Annotated in this window: 15 protein-coding genes; 4 read left to right on the top strand and 11 right to left on the bottom strand. The window is 69.0% G+C overall.

All coding sequences use genetic code 11. The features are described 5' to 3' along the window. Nucleotide 1: 1 nt before the first annotated feature. From VH571_RS15495 to VH571_RS15485, 3 genes are all read right to left on the bottom strand, one after another. Nucleotides 2–949 carry a TatD family hydrolase gene (locus VH571_RS15495; protein WP_423265313.1) on the bottom strand — a complete coding sequence of 316 codons (948 nt, stop codon included), beginning with the start codon at nt 947–949 and terminating at the stop codon, nt 2–4. Between the two features lie 29 nt (nt 950–978). Then, on the bottom strand, nt 979–2,556 hold the full coding sequence (gene metG, locus VH571_RS15490; RefSeq protein WP_055964069.1) for a methionine--tRNA ligase: 1,578 nt from the start codon (nt 2,554–2,556) through the stop codon (nt 979–981). Nucleotides 2,557–2,810: 254 nt separating this feature from the next. Beyond that, the gene (locus VH571_RS15485) at nt 2,811–3,353 is read right to left on the bottom strand and encodes an NUDIX hydrolase family protein (RefSeq protein ID WP_055964762.1); all 543 of its coding nucleotides are present in this window, start codon (nt 3,351–3,353) and stop codon (nt 2,811–2,813) included. A gap of 145 nt (nt 3,354–3,498) precedes the next feature. On the opposite strand from VH571_RS15485, the gene VH571_RS15480 reads away from it, so the two are divergent. Continuing rightward, nucleotides 3,499–4,152, top strand: coding sequence for an alpha/beta hydrolase (locus tag VH571_RS15480; protein WP_055964759.1), 654 nt, complete (start codon nt 3,499–3,501; stop codon nt 4,150–4,152). Nucleotides 4,153–4,215: 63 nt separating this feature from the next. Next, nucleotides 4,216–4,881 (top strand): SIMPL domain-containing protein, encoded by a 666-nt coding sequence (locus VH571_RS15475; RefSeq protein WP_423265311.1) that lies wholly within the window; start codon nt 4,216–4,218, stop codon nt 4,879–4,881. Nucleotides 4,882–4,994: 113 nt separating this feature from the next. Here VH571_RS15475 and VH571_RS15470 read toward each other — a convergent pair whose 3' ends face one another. The 5 genes from VH571_RS15470 to VH571_RS15450 all read right to left on the bottom strand — a co-directional run bounded on the left by VH571_RS15470 (nt 4,995) and on the right by VH571_RS15450 (nt 9,613). Further along, nucleotides 4,995–5,915 (bottom strand): quinone oxidoreductase family protein, encoded by a 921-nt coding sequence (locus VH571_RS15470; protein ID WP_423265309.1) that lies wholly within the window; start codon nt 5,913–5,915, stop codon nt 4,995–4,997. A 48-nt stretch (nt 5,916–5,963) separates the two neighbouring features. Continuing rightward, nucleotides 5,964–6,494, bottom strand: a complete 531-nt coding sequence (locus tag VH571_RS15465; RefSeq protein ID WP_423265307.1) for a gluconokinase — start codon at nt 6,492–6,494, stop codon at nt 5,964–5,966. Between the two features lie 153 nt (nt 6,495–6,647). Then, on the bottom strand, nt 6,648–7,922 hold the full coding sequence (locus VH571_RS15460; protein WP_423265305.1) for an MFS transporter: 1,275 nt from the start codon (nt 7,920–7,922) through the stop codon (nt 6,648–6,650). Next, the gene (locus tag VH571_RS15455) at nt 7,919–8,902 is read right to left on the bottom strand and encodes an aldo/keto reductase (protein ID WP_423265304.1); all 984 of its coding nucleotides are present in this window, start codon (nt 8,900–8,902) and stop codon (nt 7,919–7,921) included. The genes VH571_RS15460 and VH571_RS15455 overlap by 4 nt, the downstream gene beginning before the upstream one ends. A gap of 66 nt (nt 8,903–8,968) precedes the next feature. Continuing rightward, nucleotides 8,969–9,613, bottom strand: coding sequence for an FMN-dependent NADH-azoreductase (locus tag VH571_RS15450; protein ID WP_423265303.1), 645 nt, complete (start codon nt 9,611–9,613; stop codon nt 8,969–8,971). 157 nt (nt 9,614–9,770) lie between these two features. Here VH571_RS15450 and VH571_RS15445 point away from each other — a divergent pair, with 157 nt between their 5' ends. Both VH571_RS15445 and VH571_RS15440 read left to right on the top strand, forming a co-directional pair. After that, a complete protein-coding gene (locus VH571_RS15445; protein WP_423265302.1) occupies nt 9,771–14,549 on the top strand; it encodes an Lhr family ATP-dependent helicase in 4,779 nt (1,592 codons plus the stop codon). Nucleotides 14,550–14,750: 201 nt separating this feature from the next. After that, complete coding sequence (locus tag VH571_RS15440) at nt 14,751–15,527, top strand: DNA-formamidopyrimidine glycosylase family protein (RefSeq protein ID WP_423265300.1); 777 nt, start codon at nt 14,751–14,753, stop codon at nt 15,525–15,527. Between the two features lie 154 nt (nt 15,528–15,681). On the opposite strand, the gene VH571_RS15435 is transcribed toward VH571_RS15440, so the two are convergent. The 3 genes from VH571_RS15435 to VH571_RS15425 form a co-directional block, all read right to left on the bottom strand. Beyond that, complete coding sequence (locus tag VH571_RS15435; protein WP_423265299.1) at nt 15,682–17,658, bottom strand: glycosyl hydrolase; 1,977 nt, start codon at nt 17,656–17,658, stop codon at nt 15,682–15,684. Nucleotides 17,659–17,777: 119 nt separating this feature from the next. Continuing rightward, nucleotides 17,778–18,509 (bottom strand): HlyD family efflux transporter periplasmic adaptor subunit, encoded by a 732-nt coding sequence (locus VH571_RS15430; RefSeq protein ID WP_423265298.1) that lies wholly within the window; start codon nt 18,507–18,509, stop codon nt 17,778–17,780. Beyond that, on the bottom strand, nt 18,506–20,455 hold the full coding sequence (locus VH571_RS15425) for a glycosyltransferase (RefSeq protein ID WP_423265297.1): 1,950 nt from the start codon (nt 20,453–20,455) through the stop codon (nt 18,506–18,508). Before VH571_RS15425 ends, VH571_RS15430 begins: the two co-directional genes overlap by 4 nt. Between the last annotated feature and the right edge of the window lie 178 nt (nt 20,456–20,633).

Raw genomic sequence — 20,633 nt, 5'->3', positions numbered from 1 at the left:
GTCAGGCCTCGATCCGGATGGGGTCGGACTCCCACGTGCCGTAGACCAGCTCGGTGGTCGACGTGATCTGCGCGGCGAGCATGCCGACGTCGGTGCCGAGGGTCTCGGCCATCGAACGCAGGGTGTGCGGGATCAGGTACGGCGAGTTCGGGCGGCCGCGGAACGGGCTCGGCGTGAGGAAGGGCGCGTCGGTCTCGACCATGATGAGACTGCGCGGGGCCTGGATGAGAGCGTCGCGGAGGGCCTGCGCGTTCTTGAACGTGACCGTGCCGGCGAACGACATGTACCAGCCGTTCTCAGCGCAGACGGTGGCCAACTCGGGGCCGCCCGAGAAGCAGTGGAAGACCGTGCGCTCGGGGGCGCCGACGCGCTTGAGCGTTGCGACGACGTCGTCGTGGGCGTCGCGGTCGTGGATCTGCAGGGCGAGATTGTGCTTCTTGGCGATCTCGATGTGCGCTTCGAACGACTCGAGCTGCGCGGCACGAGCGGAGTCGCGGGTGTCGTCGTCGGGAAGCCGGAACCAGTCGAGGCCGGTCTCGCCGACGGCACGCACGCGGGGCCTGGCGGCGAGTTCGTCGATCACGGCCAGCGCCTCGTGGAGTTCTCCGGCGGCGGCGAGCTTCGGCGCCTCGTTGGGGTGCAACGCGACCGCCGCCAGCACGCGCGGTTCACGGCTCGCGATCTCGGCCGACCAGCGCGATGTCGCCACGTCGTTGCCGACCTGCACCACTCCGCGGATGCCGACGCTCGACGCCCGGTCGAGGTGCTCGCGGTAGTCGAGGCCCTCTTCGCCGTCTTCGATCTCGAGGTGGGTGTGATTGTCGTAGACCGGAACCGTGAGGGGCTGCGGCAACGGCGGGTAGCTCAGATCGCGCTTCTGGCCGCCCGATTCGTCACTGCGCTTGCGGATGTGGGTCGCGCCGGCGTTCTGGTCGTGAGACGGGGGCATCGTCGCTCCGTCGCCGGATTCTGCGTCAGTCACGCTGTGGCCGGCTCCGGCTGCTCGATGCGCGGGAACAGCGTCGAAGGAAGCGGCTGAACGTTCGGTGCCGACGACCACTCCGGAGCGCGGTCGACGTTCTGGCTCGTCAGCTCACCCTGGCCGATCGACGCCCACAGCTTGCGCGTGGCATCCGGGATGAAGGGGCTGAGCAGCACGGTCAGCGTGCCGAGACCCCGAAGCGCCGTGTTCAGCACCGTCGCGAGACGATCGCGCTTGGCTTCGTCTTTCGCGAGAGCCCAGGGCTCCTGCTCGGTGATGTAGCCGTTGAGGGCATCGACGAGCTCCCAGATGGAACCGAGGGCCTCGTGGATCGCGAACCGCTCGATCGCCGCGTCCGCGGCGGCGGTCACGCGCACCTCGGTCTCGCGGATGGCGAGGTCGGCCGCGTCGAGGTCGCCGGCGACGGGCACGGTGCCGTCGAAGTAGCGGGTGATCATGGCGATGATGCGTGACGCGAGGTTGCCGAATCCGTTGGCGAGCTCGGCCTGGTAGCGCGCCGAGATGTCTTCCCACGAGAAGTTGCCGTCGTTGCCGAACGTGATGGCACGCATGAAGTAGTAGCGGAACGCGTCGACGCCGAAGGTCTCCGTGATCTGCTGCGGCGCGATACCCGTCAGCTTCGACTTCGACATCTTCTCGCCGCCGACCAGGAGCCAGCCGTGGCCGAAGACATGCTTCGGCACGGGCAGACCAGCGGCCATCAGCATGGCGGGCCAGATGACGGCGTGGAAACGCGCGATGTCTTTGCCGACGATGTGCGTGGCGGGCCAGCGGCGGTCGAACTCGGCCTGCTGATCGGGCACGCCGTAGCCGACGGCGGTGACGTAGTTGAGCAGGGCGTCGAACCAGACGTAGACGACGTGCTTGTCGTCCCACGGCACCTTGATGCCCCAGTCGAACGAGGCCCGCGAGATCGAGAGGTCGCGGAGACCCTGCTTGACGAACTGGACGATCTCGTTGCGGACGCTCTCGGGCTGAATGAAGTCGGCCTGCGACTCGTACAGATCGAGCAGCGGCTTCTCGAAGTCGCTCATGCGGAAGAAGTAGTTGCTCTCCTTCAGCAGCTCGACGGGCTTCGAGTGGATGGCGCAGACCTGCTGGCCCTCGAACGGACCGGTGCCGTCGACCAGGTCGGACGCCTGCTTGTACTCCTCGCAGCCGACGCAGTAGAAGCCCTCGAACTCGCCCTGGTAGATGAAGCCGTCGTCGTAGAGCTTCTGCAGGAAGGTCTGCACACCGGTCTCGTGCCGCTGGTCGGTGGTCCGGATGAAGTCGTCGTTGGCGATGTTGACCGTCTCGAGGAGCGGGATCCATGCCTCCTCGACGAGCTTGTCGGCCCACTCTTTCGGCGAGACGTCGTGGCTCGTCGCCGTGCGCAGAATCTTCTGGCCGTGCTCGTCGGTGCCGGTGAGCAGCCAGGCGTCGTCACCGCGCTGGCGGTGCCACCGAGCGAGCACGTCGGTCGCGACCTCGGTGTAGGCGTGCCCGATGTGGGGCACGTCGTTGACGTAGAAGATGGGCGTGGTGATGAAGAAGGCGTCGCCGGCGGGCATGTCGTCCATCCTAAAGCCGCGCGGCGGTGCGTTTCGGCGTGTGGGAGGGTGTTCCCCGCCGGTCGGCGGGTGTTGTTGAGAGTCGGCGGGCGCTCCCCGCCGGTCGGCGGGTGTTGTTGAGAGTCGGCGGGTGCTCCAGCMCGGTCGGCGGGTGTTGTTGAGAGTCGGCGGGTGCTGCAGCACCCSCCCACTCTCGAAAACGCCCGCCGACTCAGAGACCCGGCCCGAGCGGGCGCACGCCGCCGAAGTGCGAGCTACGTCAGCGCACCGACCGACGCGAGCGCAGTCCGCAGCAGAGCACCGCGTCCACCCTCCATCTCGGCCGCGACCTCGGCACTCGCGGCGGTCTGGGGGCTCATCCAGGTGATCTCGAGGGCGTCCTGGCGCGGTTCGCAGGTGCCGGTGACCGGCACGACGTAGGCGAGCGACACGGCGTGCTGGCGCTCGTCGGTGTAGACCGAGGCCCCCGGGAACGGGAAGTACTCGGCGACGGAGAACGGCACCGGCGACGGCGGGAGCTGCGGAAAAGCCATCGGCCCGAGGTCTTTCTCGAGGTGGCGGAACAGCGCCGTGCGGAGCGACTCGCCGTACATGACGCGCCCGGAGACGAGCATCCGCGTCATCGTGCCCTCACTGTCGGCACGCAGCAGCACGCCCACCTCGGTGACGACCCCCTGCCCGTCGATGCGCACGGGCACCGCCTCGACGTACAGGATCGGGAGGCGCTGCCGGATCTGGAACAGCTCCTCCTCGGAGAGCCAGCCGGAGTTGGGGTCGGGAGTCTGAACGGAAGCCATGCGCCATTCTTACCGGTAGGGCCTGGCTATTCGGGGCTAGTACCCCTTCGTGTTGCGGTTCGGCTGCGCGCTGCCGAAGCCGAGGATGGCGGCGCGAGGCACGACCGATCGCACCAGGGTAGCGGGGCGTCACTACGCTGGAGCAATGGTCTCGATCGATCCCTCCGCCGTTCAGTGGTCCCTTCCCGAAGAGGAGCGCCGCGGCAAGCCGCTCGTGCTGCTGCTGCACGGAGTCGGCTCACACGAGGGCGACCTGATCGGCCTTGCACCGCACCTTTCGCCCGAATTCGTCTACGCCTCCCTGCGCGCGCCGCTCCCGTGGCCCCAGGGCCCGGCCGGTGGTGCCTGGTCGTGGTACCCGCTGTCGCTGCCGGGCGCACCCGACCCGGCACCGGTCGATGCCGCTGCCGACGCCGTGCTGGCCTACGTCGACTCGTTGGCCGACGCGCATCCGACGGTCGGTCTCCTCGGCTTCTCGCAGGGCGGCTCGCTCTCGCTGCAGCTTCTCCGCCGCCGCCCCGGCTTCTTCGACTTCGCGGTGGTGCTGGCGGGGTTCGTGGTGCCCGGCGCCGATACGGCGGTCGATGCAGCGGTGGCCGCCTCGGATCCTCGGGTCTTCTACGGTCGGGGCGATGCCGACCCGATCATTCCGGCTGATGCCGTGGAGCGCACTGAGCAGTGGCTCCAGACGAACGTGCCGGGTGCGACGCTCTCGGTGTACCCGGGCCTCACGCACGGCATTTCGCAGGAGGAGCTCGGCGACGTGAACGCGTTCCTCGCCGAGGTGCACCCCGCCTGACCGGGGCGTTGGCCGGCCCGCCGCATCGGGTCACATCTGGATTGTGAGGGGCAGGATGACCCCATGAGCACATTTGTCGTAGCCGGAAATGCCACCCGCAGCCATCCCGCCGAGCGCGGCACCGTTCATGTCAGCATCAGTTTCACCTCGGCGGACCGCATGACCGCTCGCTCTCGCGCCATCGAGACCCATAACGCGGTGGTCTCGGAGGCGAAAGAGCACCAGCTTTCGGGCGCCGCCACCTGGTGGAGCTCCGACCGCGTCGTCGTCGACACCCTCCGCGAGTTCGTCAAGAACAGCGATACCACCATCTCAACGGTGGTCAGCTATCGCTCTCGCTCGAGCATCGATGTGACGTTCAGCGACTTCACCGCCCTTGCCGAGTGGGTAGGGAGCCTCGGCGAATACGAAGGGGTCAGCATTGATGGCATCGATTGGGCCCTCACCGTCGCGTTACGCGCCGAGCTCGACCGTGAGGTGAGGATCGCCGCCGTGCAAGACGCCATCACGAAAGCGGGCGACTACGCCGCCGCGCTCGGCATGGCGGGTCCGTCACTCGAGGCCGTCTACGAGGAAGGACTACGGCCCGGCCTCTCAGAATCCGGCGGCCGCTGGCAGGTGCAGTCGGCTCGCATCGTGAGGGCGGTCGATTACGAAGGCGGCTCGTTCGAACTGAAGCCCTCCGACATCGACGTGATCGCGTCGATCAGCGCCGACTTCACGATGTAGCTACTGAGCCCGGCCCGCCGCACGACGTAGTGCGGTCAAGCCAACGCGCCGCGGCACGTCTGCGAGTCCGCACGACGTATCGCGGTCAGGCCCACGCGCCCGCGGCAGGCGCCCTAGGGGACGAGCGCGAGCTTGCCGCCCGGGTGACCCGTCGCGAGCAGCTCCAACGCGGCCGGCGCCTCGGCGAACGGGAACGTCTTCGCGACCGGCACCACGAGGTCGCCCTTGCCAGCGAGGGCCACCAGCGACGACCGGATCTCGTCGCGATACCGCGCACTCTCGGGCATCGCTCCGCCGATGACGCGGTAGCCGTCGCGCTCTGCCCGCCCGAACGCCGCGATGCTGACGATGCGCCCGCGATCCTCGACCAGTGCGAGCGAGACGTCGATCGCCTCGTCGGTGCCGACGCAGTCGAGTGCGGCGGCGATGCCGTCGGGGGCGAGCGACCGAACGCGCTCCTCGAGCCCGTCGCCGTAGACGACGCCGGTCGCGCCGAACTCTTCGACGACACCGAAAGTGCGCTCGGACGCCGTGCCGATGCAGCGGATGCCCCAGAGTGCCGCCTGCTGCAGCACGCTCACGCCGACGGCTCCCGACGCCCCGTGCACGAGGATCGACTCGCCCGCCTTCGCGCCGGTGACGTGCAGCATCTCGGCGGCGGTCGCCCCGGCGAGCAGCAGGTTCGCGGCCTCCGGCCAGCCGAGCGACTCGGGCTTGGCGAAGACGTCTTTTGCGGGCACCGTGAGCTCGGAGGCATACCCGCCGGTCACCCGAAACGCGATGACCTCGTCACCCGGTGCGAACGGTGCGTCGGCCCCGGCGGCGGTGATGATTCCCGCGACTTCGTAGCCGAGGGGCGTCATGAGCGAACCGGGATCCTCGGCGGTCAGAATCGTCTTGACGTCGACGGGGTTCATACCCACGGCCTTGACCTGGATGGTGACCTCGTCCGCTTTCGGTGCGGGCGGGTCGACGACGATGAGCTCGAGGCCGTCGAGAGAGCCGAAGGTCGAGACGATCCATTTCTGTGCCATGGAGACAGATAACTCCCCCGCACCTGAAGGGATCGAAGGCGTGGGGGACTACCCCTGCGCGACGGGCGAGAGACCGAGCTTGCGGATGATGTCGGCCACCTCGACCGACGGCTCGCGGCCCGCGTCGACGATAATGTGCCGCTCGTCGTCGCCGAGGGGTTCGAGGGTTGCGAGCTGCGAGGCGAGCAGGGTCGACGGCATGAAGTGGCCGGTGCGATGCGAGATGCGCTCACCGATCAGCTCGGCCTCGCCCCGCAGGTGAACGAAGACCACGTCGGGCCCCCGCAGCACGTCGCGATAGGCGTGCTTGAGCGCCGAGCAGGTGACGATGCCCGGGCGACCGTGTTCGGTGTGCCCGCGGATCCACGCCGCGACCTTCTCGAGCCACGGCCACCGATCGTCGTCGTCGAGGGGGATGCCGGCCGCCATCTTGTCGACGTTCGACTGCGGGTGCATCGCGTCGCCCTCGGCGAAGTCCCAGCCGAGCTTTGTGGACAGCGCCTCGGCGACCGTCGACTTACCGGAGCCGGAGACCCCCATGATCACGAGAATGGGCTGCTGCATCGCTGAATCGGTCATCAGAGGAACACTCCCAGGAGAGGGGCGCCCCGCGCAACCCGGCCGAGCCCCACGCCGCCACGGCTGCCGCCTCACACACCGGATCCGACTCGCGAGACCTCAAAATCGACCACTTGTGAGCGGATTCGGTGGTCGATTGTGAGGTCTGACAACTCAGGATCCGCCTACCGGCAGCCCCTCGACCCGGCGCCGCCGGTGCCAGCGGACACCTGCAACAAGCGCCACCACGACCGGTAGCGGCGACAGGGCTGCAACGACCCCGAAACCGGCGTCGGGCGGCCCGGCTTCGTCGACCACCCCGCCGATGAACGACCCGAAGGCCATGGCCCCGACGACGAACGCCGACACCCACGCCAGCGCCTCGGTGAAGACCGTCGGAGACACCGCGTCGTGCACCACCCGATTGGTCGAGATGGTGAACGGCGTGATGGTGGCACCGGCGAACAGGCCGATGGGAAACAGCCAGTAGGGGTTCGGTGCAAGCGAGAGCGCACCCCAGAAGACCCCGAGCGCGAGCGACGAGACGACGAAGAGGCGGTAGGCCGGGATCCTGCCCGGAACCAGCCCCATCAAGAAGCCGCCGGTGACGCTGCCGATCGAGTAGGCGGTGAGCACCAACCCGGCGATCTGGGGTGCCCCGATGCTCGTCGTCCACGAGACGACCGTGACGTCGTTGACGCCGAAGATGACGCCGACGGCGGCGTTGGCAAGCAGAACGCCGACGAGACGGCGCGAACGCCAGGGGCGGAAGGCGTGCCGAGGGCCACTCGCAGGAGGCGGGATCACGGCCACGTCGGCACCGCGCAGCAGCCAGATCGCGCCGGCCGTTCCGAACAGAGCTGACAACACGAGCCCGGCCGACGGGCTGATGGTGCCGGCGACGAGGGCGGCGAGAGCGGGGCCGAAGACCCAGACGAGCTCATCGGCGATGGCCTCGAGCGAGAACGCGACCTGCAGGAGCGGGGTGGCGCCGAGCTGCCCCGACCAGCGCGCCCGCATGAAGGCGCCGACCGGCGCGATGGACCCGCCGACGCACACCACGACGACGCAGACGAGTGCGGTGGGCGCCCGCCAGACGCCGAGGCAGATGAGGAGCGCCACCATCACGGGGTGCGCGACCGCAGCCACGATGAGTGCCCCGCGCTGACCGCGCCGATCGGCGATCCGCCCGAAGAGCGGGCTGACGACGGCCATCGCCGCTATCGCGAGCCCGGACGCGAACCCCGCTGCGGCGAACGAACCGGAATACGCCTGCACGAAGAACAGCACGCTGTAGCCGACGATCGCGAGGGGCACACGCGCGACCACCCCGGCGACGAACAGCGCGCGGCGGTCGACGGGCCCGAGCAGTTCGCGGTAGCCGGCGAGACCCGACGAAGGATCCGGCCCGCCGCCCGCCTCACCCGACTTGGAGGGCGCCTCGCTCACCAGCGGTGGTGCACGGCCGCCCGGAAGTACCGGTCGTAGAGCCGCTCGGCGCGATCGTGGAACTCTTCGCCGAGGTCGAAGACCTGACCGGCTTCGGCGTTGGAGCGCGCCTGCTCGACGTTGCGGGCCCCGGGAATCACGGTGGTGACGCCGGGCTGCTCGATGATCCATTTGAGGGCCGCCTGCGCGGTGGTGACGCCCTCGGGCACGAATTCGGCGAACGCGAGCGCGGCCTCGACGCCGGTCTCGAAGTCGACACCGGAGAAGGTCTCGCCCTGGTCGAACGCCTCGCCGTGCCGGTTGAACGAACGGTGGTCGTTCGGCGCGAATTGCGTCTCGGCGGTGTATTTGCCGCTCAGCAGACCACTGGCGAGAGGCACTCGGGCGATGATGCCGACGCCGGATTCGACGGCCGCCGGCAGCACCTCGTCAAGCGGCTTGAGCCGGAACGCGTTCAGGATGATCTGCACCGTGGCGAGGTGCGGCCTCTCGATCGCTTTGAGCGCCTGCTCGGTCTCTTCAACGCTGACGCCGTAGGCCGCGATCATCTGCCGCTCGACCAGCTCGTCGAGGGCGTCGTAGACGGCGTCGCTGGAAAAGACGGGGGTCGGCGGGCAGTGCAGCTGGACGAGATCGAGGGTGTCCATGCCCAGGTTGCGGCGTGACCGGTCGACCCAGGCGATGAAGTTCGTGCGGTTGTAGTTCGCGGCCTCCTGCGCTTCGCGCCGCCCCATCTTGGTGGCGATGGTGAGCGGGGCGTCTTCGTTGCTGCGCCGCCACTTGGCGATCGTCTGTTCGCTGCGGCCGTCGCCATAGACGTCGGCTGTGTCGAAGAAGGTCACGCCCGCCTCGCTCGACGCGTCGAGCACCGCGAACGCATCGCTCTCGGGCACGTCGCCCCAGTCGCCGCCGAGCTGCCAGGTGCCGAGGCCGACGACGCTGACGTCGCGGCCGGTTCGTCCGAGTGTGCGCTGTTCCATGTCGGTCACACTACGGGCCGCGACCGACATCGGGAACGCGGACCGCAGGATCCTGCGCGACCCGCCTCAGCCCAGCCGCTTGGCCGCGGCCACGGCCCGCTCGTGCCCCGCCGCCAGCTCGGCGTCCTGCTTCTCGACCTCGCCGCTCGGGCCCCCGAACCGCCCGGTCAGCGTGCGCGTGGCGACGATCGTCTCCACCGTCATGCCGAGGGCCGCGCCGAGCACGATCGAGAGCGCCGGAACCGCGTGGTCGTCGTATTCGCTCGGAGTGCCCGCGTCGTAGGCGCCACCCCGCGTCGACATGAGCACGACCGTCTTGCCCTTCATCGGCTGGGTCGGGTCGTCGCCGAACGGCGCCGTGACGGTCGGCACGTGGATGTGGTCGACCCACGCCTTGAGGGTGGAGGGCATCGAGTAGTTGTAGAGGGGTACGCCGATCACGACGACGTCGGCGGCGAGCAGCTCGGCGATGACCCCGGCCTGGAGCGACTCGGCCGCAGGATCGACGTGCGATCCCGCCGGGCGGAGCGCCTTCGGAAAGTGCAGGTCGGCGTCGGCCAGGTGCGGCAGCGGCTCGCGGTGCAGATCGCGGTGGACGACCACGTGATCTTCGCCGAGGGCGGTCCAGGCGTCGGCGAAGGTCGCCGTGAGGGCACGCGAGCGCGACGTCGTGAGGTCGGCGGACGAGTCGAGCTGCAGGAGTGTGGGCATGCGTTCACGGTAGCCCTCGGGCCGGCGGAGGTTTCGAGGGGGCGGGTGTTCTGAGGAGTGGGCGGGTGCTGCAGCGCCCGCCCACTCTCGACAATACCCGCCGACTCCGAGAGTGAACGAGCCCGATGTCAGTGGGTGGGGGCAGGATGGCCTGACCATGACAGACGTCCTCGACCGCTTCTCGCCCGCCACCGCCACGTGGTTCCGCGGGGCGTTCGCGCGTCCGACGCACGCCCAGGAGGGGGCGTGGGAGGCCATCTCGGGCGGGCAGAACGCACTCGTCATCGCGCCCACCGGCTCCGGCAAGACCCTCGCGAGTTTTCTCTGGTCGATCGACAAGCTGGCGTCGTCTCCGCCGCCCGAAGAGAAGCAGCACCGCACGAGGGTCCTCTACATCTCCCCCCTCAAGGCGCTTGGCGTCGACGTCGAGCGCAACCTCCGCTCTCCGCTGGTCGGCGTCACGCAGACTGCACGCCGCCTCGGCACCGAGGCCCCCGAGATCACGGTCGGCGTGCGGTCCGGCGACACCACGTCGTCCGATCGTCGGCTGCTCCAGCGCACACCCCCCGACATCCTCATCACGACGCCCGAATCGCTCTACCTCATGCTCACGTCGGCCGCCCGCGAAAACCTCAAGGGCGTCGAGACGGTCATCATCGACGAGGTCCACGCGGTCGCCTCCACCAAGCGGGGCTCCCACCTCGCCGTCTCCCTCGAACGTCTCGACGCCCTGCTCGACAAACCGGCGCAACGGATCGGGCTCTCGGCGACAGTCCGCCCACCCGAAGAGGTCGCCAGGTTCCTGGGTGGCTCGAGCCCGGTCACGATCGTGGCTCCCCCGTCCGAGAAGAAGTTCGACCTGCGGGTCGTCGTGCCGGTCGACGACATGACCGAGCTCGGCACGGCCACTCCGCTCGAGGGCTCTGCAGCGGGCGCAGCACCCCAGGGGTCGATCTGGCCCCACGTCGAAGAGGGCATCGTCGACCTCATCCTCGAGCACCGGTCGACGATCGTCTTCGCCAACTCCCGCCGCCTCGCCGAGCGCCTGACCGCCCGCCTCAACGACATCTACGTCGAGCGCACCTTCGGCGAGGCAGCCGAGGCCGGCGAGCAGGCCGAGACCGAGCTCGTCGAGGTCGGTTCGCACACGCAGACATCCCAGACGATCGAGGGCGCAGGATCCCGCCCGACCCCGCTCACACCCGCCCCCGCAGGCTCCTCTCCCGCACAAGCTGTGCCCGCCCAAGCTGTGCCGGCTCAAATCATGGGCGGCTCCGGCCAGACGACGGGAGCCGAGCCCCTCCTCGCCCGAGCACACCACGGCTCCGTCAGCAAAGACCAGCGCGCCCTGATCGAAGACGACCTCAAGAGTGGTCGTCTGCGATGCGTCGTCGCGACGAGCTCGCTTGAGCTCGGTATCGACATGGGCGCCGTCGACCTCGTGGTGCAGGTCGAGTCTCCGCCCTCGGTCGCGAGCGGGCTGCAGCGGGTCGGCCGCGCCGGCCACCAGGTCGGCGAGGTATCGCGCGGCGTGCTGTTCCCCAAGCACCGCGCCGACCTCATCCACTCGGCCGTCGCCGCCGAGCGCATGGTCTCCGGGCTGATCGAAGAGCTCCAGATGCCGGCGAACCCCCTCGACGTGCTCGCCCAGCAGACCGTGGCCGCGGTGGCCCTCGACGAGATCGACGCCGACGAGTGGTACGACACGGTCCGCCGCAGCGCGCCCTTCGCGAACCTGCCGCGGTCGGCCTACGACGCGACCCTCGACCTGCTGAGCGGCAAATACCCGTCCGACGAATTCGCCGAGCTGCGCCCCCGCATCGTCTGGGATCGCGTGCACGGCACGCTTTCCGGGCGCCCCGGCGCGCAGCGCCTCGCCGTCACGAGCGGCGGCACCATTCCCGACCGCGGCCTCTTCGGCGTCTTCATGGTGGGCGAGAAGGCCGCCCGCGTCGGCGAGCTCGACGAAGAGATGGTCTACGAATCCCGGGTCGGCGACGTCTTCGCTCTCGGTGCGACCAGCTGGCGCATCGAAGACATCACCCACGACCGGGTGCTGGTGTCTCCCGCCTACGGCCAGCCGGGCCGCGTCCCCTTCTGGAAGGGCGACGGAATCGGGCGTCCGGCCGAGCTCGGCCGCGCGATCGGCGCCTACACACGTGAGCTCTCCAATTCGAGCCTCGCCGACGCGACGGCGCGCGTGGTCGCTGGCGGGCTCGACGAACGCGCCGCGAAGAACCTCCTCGCCTTCCTCACCGAACAGCGCGACGTCGCGGGGCACGTGCCGACCGATACCACGCTCGTGGTCGAGCGGTTCCGCGACGAACTGGGCGACTGGAGGCTCATCCTCCACTCGCCCTACGGCATGCGCGTTCACGCACCGTGGGCACTGGCGGTGAGCGCACGAATCCGCGACCAGCTCGGCATCGACGGCTCCGCGATGGCGGCTGACGACGGCATCGTGGTGCGCATCCCCGACACCGACGCCGAGCCTCCCGGAGCAGACCTCTTCACGTTCGAACGCGACGACCTCGACGCCATCGTCACCGAGGAGGTCGGCGGCTCCGCCCTGTTCTCGTCGCGCTTCCGCGAGTGCGCAGCGCGAGCTCTCCTGCTCCCCCGCTACAACCCGGGTCGCCGCTCCCCGCTCTGGCAGCAGCGCCAGCGGGCGTCGCAGCTGCTCGACGTCGCCCGCAAATACCCGCAGTTTCCGATCGTGCTCGAGGCGGTCCGCGAGGTGCTGCAAGACGTCTACGACCTCCCGGCGTTGATGAGTCTCACCGATGCCCTCGCCCGGCGAGAGATCCGAGTCGTTGAGGCAGAGACGCAGATGCCGTCTCCCTTCGCCCGGTCGCTCCTCTTCGGCTACGTCGCGGCGTTCCTCTACGAGGGCGACTCGCCCCTCGCCGAACGGCGAGCCGCAGCCCTCTCGCTCGACTCATCGCTGCTGGCCGAGCTTCTCGGCCGGGCCGAACTCCGCGAGCTGCTCGACGCCGACGTCATCGACCAGCACGAGCGAGAGCTACAGAAGCTCGTGCCCGAGCGGCGCGCCCGCGACATCGAGGGCGTCGTCGACCTGCTGCGGCTGCTGGGGCCACTCGCCACCGACGAGATCGTGGAGCGGAGCTGGCTGGCCGAGGGCGCGGCCGCCGCACCCGACGCACTCGATGCGGCGCGACGCGAGCTCGACACGGCGTTGGGTGAGCTGGTGCGGTCGTCTCGGATCCTGCGCTTTACCCACGCGGGCGTGGAGCGCTGGGCAGGCATCGAAGACGCCAGTCGCCTGCGCGATGCGCTCGGCGTGAACCTGCCTATCGGCGTGCCCTCGGCATTCGTCGAACCCGTCGACGACCCGCTCGGCGACCTCGTCGGCCGATTCGCGCGGACGCACGCGCCGTTCGGGCCCGTCGAGGTGGCGCAGCGACTGGGGCTCGGCACGGCCGTGGTGCTCGAGACACTCCGACGCCTCGGCACTCAGCGTCGGGTGATGGAGGGCGAGTTCCGGCCCGACCGTCAGGGCAGCGAGTGGTGCGACGCCGAGGTGCTGCGCCGCCTCCGCAGTCGTTCGCTGGCTGCGCTGCGCCACGAGGTCGAGCCGGTGTCGCACGACACGCTCGGCCGCTTCCTGCCCGCGTGGCAGCACGTCGCCACCGGCGTCAAAGGGTCAGGGCTGCGCGGCATCGACGGGGTCGTCCAGGTGATCGACCAGCTCAGCGGCGTCGCACTTCCGGCCTCGTCGTGGGAGACGCTCATTCTGCCCTCGCGGGTCACCGACTACTCGACCGGCATGCTCGACGAGCTGACGGCGACGGGCGAGGTCATCTGGTCGGGTGCTGGTTCGCTGGCCGGCAACGACGGCTGGGTCAGCCTCCACCTCGCCGACGGGGCCCAGGTCACGCTGGCGGAGCCCTCCGGCGACGAGACCACCGAGCTGCAACGCGAGATCCTCAGCGCACTGGCCGGGGGTGGCGCCTACTTCTTCCGGCAGCTGAGCGACTCGGTGGGTGCCACCGCATCATCACCCCTGCTCGACACCGACCTCGTCACCGCCATCTGGGATCTCGTCTGGCAGGGCCAGATCACCAACGACACCTTCGCGCCGCTGCGCACCCAGGTCAGCGGCAAGGCGCCGCGCACCCGGACGCCGACCACTCGCTCCCGCGCCTCCTATCGCGGACGGGTGCCGCGCTCGGCGATGCCGCGCCAGGCCGGGCCTCCGACCGTGGGTGGGCGCTGGTCGTTGCTGCCCCTCGCCGAACCCGACGCCACCGTCCGCGCCGCCGCTCAGGCCGAGATGCTGCTCGAACGACACGGAGTGGTCACCCGTGGCGCTGTGATGAACGAGGGTGTGCGCGGCGGCTTCTCGACGGTCTACAAAGTCCTCTCGACGTTCGAAGAGACCGGCCGGGCGCGTCGCGGGTACTTCGTCGAGGGCCTCGGTGCCGCGCAATTCGCCACCGGCCCCACTGTCGACCGTCTTCGCGCGTTCGTTCGCGACGACGACCGCGAAGGCTCGGAGGCACTCGCCTCCGCGGGTCGAGGCGACGCCGTTCCCGTCGTCACCCTGGCCGCGACCGACCCCGCCAACCCGTACGGCGCCGCACTGCCGTGGCCGACCGCACCCGACGACGCGGCCGAGGGCGCGCCCCGGGGCCACCGGCCCGGTCGCAAAGCCGGGGCGCTCGTCGTTCTCGTCGACGGGCGGCTCGTCGTCTACGTCGAGCGCGGCGGCAAGACCGTGCTGACCTTCGGCGTTCCGACCGAGCGCGATCTCGCCGTGGCCGCTGCGTCGCTGGCCGGTGTCGTCCGGGCGAGGCTCGGCAAGCTCGCGGTCGAGCGGGTCGACGGGGAGTTCGTTCTCGGCAGCCGGTTCGGCGACGCGCTGCGGGAGGCCGGGTTCGCGCCGACCCCGAGCGGCGTGCGGTTGCGGTCGTGATGGGCGCTGCGGTCGTGACGGGCCCTGCAGTAGTGACGGGCCCCGCGGCCGAGATGGGCCCCGCGGCCGTGACGGGCCCCGCAATCCGACGCGGATCGGCCAATCTGACCCGGCGCGCCACGTCGTCATGGCCGAATCGCGTCGCTTCGCTCGCCAGCTCCCCGACGCCGACCGCGCCGGCCACCCCGACCGGAGCCCACCGTGCCTGAGGGCGACACCGTCTACCGCGCCGCCAAGAACCTCGACGCAGTATTGCGCGGGCAACGGCTCACGAAATCCGACTTCCGGGTGCCCGAGTTCGCCACGATCGACCTCGCCGGCGAGATCGTCGACGACGTCATCAGCCGCGGCAAGCACCTGCTGCACCACATCGGCGACGTGACCTTGCACACTCACCTCAAGATGGAAGGATCCTGGCACGTGTACCGGCACGGCACCAAGTGGCGCCGCCCCGCGTACCAGGCCCGAGTCGTGCTCGAGACGGAGGAGTGGGTCGCTGTGGGCTTCGACCTCGGAATCGTCGAGCTCGTTCCCCGCGACGACGACGACAGCGTCGTCGCCTACCTCGGCCCCGATCTGCTCGGCCCCGACTGGAACGCCGAGATCGCCCTCGCCAACATCGAACGCGACCCCGCCCGCGAGATCGGACTCGCCCTGCTCGACCAGCGCGTCCTCGCCGGCGTCGGCAACGTCTATCGCAACGAGCTCTGCTTCTTGCGGGGCGTGCTTCCCACCCGGCCGGTCGGCGAGGTGCCGCAGCTACCCAAGATGGTCGACCTCGCGCATCGGCTGATCCAGGCCAACAAAGACCGGGTGGAGCGCACCACGACCGGCACCCTCCGCGGCACGACCGACTGGGTCTACGGCCGAGCCGGCAAGCCGTGCCTCCGGTGCGGAACGAAGATCAAGCGGGGCGAGCTCGGCGAATCCGAGCTGGAGCTGCGCGAGACGTACTGGTGCCCCCACTGCCAGACCTGAAATCCCCCGCCTGACGCCGACCCGCACCAGCGAGGGGACGCGAATCGGCCGACGTCGCGCGCCGCGGCGCTGTGACATCGGCCGATTCGCGCGAGGTCATGCCCGGCCCGAACGCCCGGCCCGAACGCGCAGGCCGCAAGCAAGCCAGCGCCAGCTACGCCCCGGCCTCCTGCGCCATGATGTACGCCAGCAGGTACGTGCGCGAGTTGCCGTTGTCGATCGCGGTCGACGGCAGCTTCTTCGCCGCCGCGAGTGCCGAGGCCGCCGCATCCTTGCCGGCGAGCGACTCGTACATGAGCACGTAGTCGATCAGCGTCTCGTCTGCACCCCCGGTCAGTGCTGCCGCGACCAGCTTCTTGATGTGCGAGGCGCCCCCGCCCGCCGACGACCCGAGGTACGTCGACACCGGGCTCATCGGGATCAACTGAATACCGATGATCGCGCTGGGCGCCGCCGAGAACCAGGTCGCGTAGTCGCGCTTGCCACCCCAGTTGAGCGACACGAGGTCATGCGAGAAACCGTCGAACTGCGGCTCGTCGAGCGACGGGTTGACGTAGTAGGCGAGCGCCGACGCGGTCTCGCCGCTGAGCAGCCAGTTCGCCTCGCCCTCGAGGGCCGCGTCTCCGGAGGCCTTGCCCCAGAGGGCGAGCCCCGTCCACGCGTTGACGGCTTCGGACGACGACTCCTGGTTGTTCCCGTCGGCGAAGGGCGAGTAGCCGGACGCCCAGCTGTGCGAGAAGTACGGGTCGTAGACGCGGGTGTCGGGAAAATATTTGCCCGAGCCGTCGCCGGTGTTGGTGGCGATGTCGGCGGCGAGCAGGTTCATCACCGGTGCCCACTTGGCGGCGAGCGACGGCGTCGACTGGGCGACCACGCCGGCCGCGTAGAGGAAGTACCCGTAGTGGAAGTGGTGGTCGTTGTCTTCCTCCGACCCGAACGAGTTCGCGAGCCCCACGATGGTCTTGAGCTTCGCGTCGTAGACGAAGCACTCCTGCGCGCGCGTCGTGCAGCCGCCGGGTTCCATCCACTTGTCGATCTGCGTGGTCAGAGCGGTCGTCAGCGTCTTCTCGGAGGCGTCGTCGCCGAGCTCGCGGGCGAGCTGCAGCAGCATGGCGGCGCGGTAGAGCGATTTTCCGCCGTAGTAGGTGTCGGTCGCGAAGGTCGGCAGCAGCTTCACGTCGACTTCGAGCTGCGACTTCAGCACGGCCTTGTTCGACGACGAGACCTTCGCCAGGTCGAGGCTCGACGTGGCCGCGATCGTCGGCGTGGTGAACGACAGGCCCGACGAGATGCAGAGCGGTGTCGTGCCGTAGAGGCCGGCATACGAGGCGGAGGTGCAGCCGGCGGATGCATCTGCGCCCTGGTGCGGCAGCGGCACGACGAGTGTGCTGCCGGGGGCTTTAGTCGTGCTCGCCGCGGTCCGGTAGGCGAGCTTCGTCTTCTGCCCGGCCGACGTCGACGCGTAGGTCGTCGTCACGCCGGTCAGTGGCGAGGCCGCGGCCTTCTGCAGGGCGGTGAGATCGGTCGCGGAAGTCCCCTCGGGCACGGGGAACAGGGTCAGCGAGCCGCCCTTCTGCAGCGTGACCTCGGGGCCCGCGATGGTGGCATCACTCGTCGCCACCGACCACTTCTGGCCCGAGACCGTGAGCGTGCCGTCGGATCCTGAGGTGTCGATCGACCCGTTCAGGGTCACCGAACCGGCACGCGCCGCTGTATACGAGACGAGCGGCGAGCCCTCGGCGATGGTGACGTGGCCGAGGATCCGACTGCCCGACAGATACTCGATCGTCACCGAGACGGAGTCGTACGCGCTGACGATCGCACTGTCGGCGCCGAGGTCGGCTGAGACCTGGGTGACGGCTTCACCGAAGACGGTGTTCTCGGTGCCCGTGACGGTGGGCAGACCGGTGTCGAACCCGGTGGCGGTCTGCTGGAACGACAGCGGATAAGGGAAGACGGCCATCGGGGTGTCGCCGAAGACCAGGCCGGAGAACCACTTGTTCGTCGGCGGGGTGAGCCACTCGGCGAGGCGCATCTTCGGCGTCGCCGCGATCGACCTCGTCACGAGCTTGTCGAGGAGCGGCCCGACAGTGTCGTCGCCGAGCACCTTCTGCCCGGCGCCGAACGGCACCGATGATTTCGACGGAGTGGGGTCGGCGGTGGGCCCCGCGGATGTGCACCCGGTCACCACGAGGGCGACGGCTGCGGTGAGGGCGAGGAGGGCGGTGGCACGAGTGCGGAACGCGATGGCTACAGGCCGATCTTCTGGACGAACGCGAGCATGGCATCCTGCGCGCCGGCGAACATGCCGTCCTGACGCAGGGAGAGGGTGGCGGTGATCGGCGTGCCCGGGTTGACGAGGCCAGAGTAGGCGCCCTGCACGAGGTACTTGCTGGCCACCTCGATCTCGGTCTCGGCGTTGCCCTCGGTCGTCTGCACGGAGACCTTCTTGACCGTTCCGTCGACCGTCGTCTGGTTCGGCAGCATGAGCTCGACGGTGGCGCCGTCCTGGATCCGCTCGTAGTCGCGCGGCGTCAGCGTGTAGTCGCCGAGCACATACAGGCTGTCGGCCCGGTCGATGGTGGCGAGGTCGGCGCCCGACTGCACGAAGCCGCCCTCTTTCGTGTCGATCTTCGAGACGATTCCGCTGACCGTCGCCAAGAACGTCATGGTGCCGTCAGGGGTGACGGTGTAGCTCGTGCTCTTGTAGCTCAGCAGGTCGGACCGCACGTCTTGCAGCACCGAGAGGCTCTTGATCTGGAAGAGCTTGTCGCCCTTCGAGACCTTGTCACCGACCTCGACGAACTGCTTCACGATCGAGCCCGAGTAGTCGGTGCCGACCTCGTACTCCTCCGCCTGGATGCTGGCGCTCGTGGAGACCACCTGCGACTGGCGCTTGGTGAAAATGACGGTGAAGGCCGCCACGAGAACGATCACGACGACGATTCCGGCGAGGAGCTTGAAACGGCTGGACCAGGTCATGACGCGACCCTTTCGTCGGAGGTGGCGCTGCGGCGACCGGTGCGGGTGGCGAGGATCTGCTCGCGGGGAAGGGTGTCTTCGAACGTGGCCGCGAGCAGCGCGACCTCTTCGGGCGTGCGCGGCGCCGGCCGGGAGATCTGGGTGCGCGTCGGGGTCGTCGTGATGTGCTTCGGCGTGGCCTGGTCGAGGTTCGCCGAGACGACGAGGTCGCCACTCGCGGCCAGCTTGTTCGCCTTGCGGATCTCTTTGGCCTCACGGCCGGCGACGATGAGGAACGACAGCAGGATCCCGGTGTTCAGCAGGTTCCAGAAGGTCGCCAGGGTCCACACCCCGTTCTGCATGTCGCGGTAGATGGCGACGACGCTGGTGAGCGCCAGGAAGACGAAGAAGAGCACCTGCGGGATGATGAAGTTGAACGGCGACTTCTGCACGTTCTTACCGCCCGTCACGTGCCATCCGACGTCCTTGCCGGTCATGACGTTCCAGAACGCCTTGACGTAGATCGGGAACGACACCGTCGCCAGCATCAGCACCTCGTACCGGAACGATCCCAGCGTGTAGAACGCCAGCAGGATCTGCATCAGGTAGAAGCTGCAGTAGTAGAGGATCCACTGACCGAGCGAGATCGTCAGGTTCATCGGGCGAAGGTCGAAGAAGATCTCCATCGGCGGCACGAGCAGAAGCAGCAGCGGCGCGATTCCAGTGAGGTAGTTCGTCGCGGTGACCATGTACTGCAGGCGCTGGTCCATCGTCAGGGTGCGCTTCGGCGACAGCGGGTTGTGCTGGAACAGGATCTCGAATCCGCCGGAGGCCCAGCGCAGCTGCTGCTTCGAGTACGCCTCGATGGTCTCGGGGGCGTCGCCGACCGCAAGGGTCAGGGGGATGTAGATCGAACGCCAGCCGGCCTCGTGGAGGTGCAGCGAGGTCCAGACGTCTTCCGACTTCGAGTCGGTGACCATGCCGCCGATATCGTCGATGGCGGCACGGCGGAAGATCACGTTGGTGCCGACACAGAACGCCGCGTTGAAGCGGTTGCGGCCCGGCTGGATGAACTTGTAGAAGACGGCCTGCATGTAGCCGGCACCGCGGGAGACGAGCGAGGCGAGGTTGCCGTACGCCTGCGGCGTCTGCACGAACGCGACCTTCTCGTCGATGAAGAACGGCACGGTCTCGTGCAAGAACTCGGGTTTCGGCACGAAGTCGGCGTCGAAGATCGCGTAGTAGTCGCCCTTGGCGAGAGAGAGCGCGTGGTTGACGTTGCCGGCCTTCGCTCCGTGGTTGGTCAGGCGGCGCACGTAGCGGGCGTTGTGGCGGGCCGCGAGGTCGCGCACCTCATCGCTCTTGCCGTCGTCGAGGATCCAGGTGCGGTGCTCGCCCTGAAGTGCGATCGCCGCGGTCAGCGTCGCCTCGATCTTGGCGATCTCTTCGCCGTAGACCGTGATGAAGACGTCGATGATCTTCCGCTCGCCGTCGACCAGCATCGGCCAGAGGTGCGGCTGGTCGCGGATGTCGAGACGGTCGATCGCTTCCTCGTCGTACAGGGTGTCCTGCGTGTTGTGGAAGTCGAAGTCGCGCGGGTCGGCGCCTCCCGAGAGGATCGTCCACATCGCCAGCAGTGCCTGGATCACGACGACGGCCTCCGCCACGATGACCATCGTGTACGGCAGCAGGTCACCGCGGTTCGCCGGGTTGAGGAGGAACTGGCCGTAGACCAGGATCCCCAGCGTCGAGACGAGCACGAGCAGCACCATCACCGGAGAGTGGGTCCGTCCCTCGGGCCGTCCGCCCGCGGTGATGTGCTCGGTGGTGTGGACCTTCCGGGCCTTCACGGGCTTGCGTTCCGCCCGCTCGGCCTCGAGGCGACGGCGCTCCGCGTCGAGACGCGATGCGTCGTTCTGGGCGCTGCGGCGGGCAGACCTACGGTCGCCGGGCATGGTTCGGGACATGCGGGGGTGTTCTCCTGGTTCGGGTTCAGGGGAGGTGCCGCGTGTCGAGGGCGTCGTGCGGAAGCGGCCATCGAGACGAGACGATGTCGGCTACGGCGGCGACTGAGTGTGCGACGCGACGGGAATCGCGCCACGTGTGCTGGTGAAGCAGCAACCGGCTGGGTAGGCCGATCTTGTG

The organism is Frondihabitans sp. 4ASC-45 (assembly GCF_049472575.1).
Lineage (GTDB): Bacteria > Actinomycetota > Actinomycetes > Actinomycetales > Microbacteriaceae > Frondihabitans.
Note: the sequence above shows the minus strand (reverse complement) of the source record. Positions and strands in the feature narration are given on the sequence as shown.